Source organism: Corynebacterium sp. UMB6689 (assembly GCF_030215295.1).
GTDB classification, from domain to species: Bacteria; Actinomycetota; Actinomycetes; order Mycobacteriales; family Mycobacteriaceae; genus Corynebacterium; species Corynebacterium aurimucosum.
Map to the genome: position 1 here is coordinate 1 of NZ_JASOLS010000219.1, position 256 is coordinate 256.

The following is a 256-nucleotide window of genomic DNA, read 5'->3' on the forward strand; positions in this document are numbered from 1 at the left end:
AGCAGGCGCGGGGTATCGTCCACCTCAGTGTCGTATTGCAACGGAGCCGGGCTTGCCGGATCCGAAGTAGATACCCGCCCTCTGATGGCAAAGCGTTCGACGAGCTGAGCAAATTCTTTCTCGCCATCGAAGAGGGATACTTCCACGCGGACCAGACGACCGGAAGAAGATTCCTCTACCGCTGCACACAGGCCTACTGTGTGAATGCGTTTGCCAAATGGCACATCTGCCTTCAAGCGAACCGTGTGGTCTAGGT

General features: G+C 56.6%; 1 protein-coding gene. It reads right to left on the reverse strand.

Annotated elements, in window-relative coordinates:
- The coding region (locus QP363_RS13275; RefSeq protein ID WP_284764835.1) for a hypothetical protein at positions 1-224 on the reverse strand (224 nt) is incomplete at its 3' end.
- Positions 225-256 lie beyond the last annotated feature (32 nt).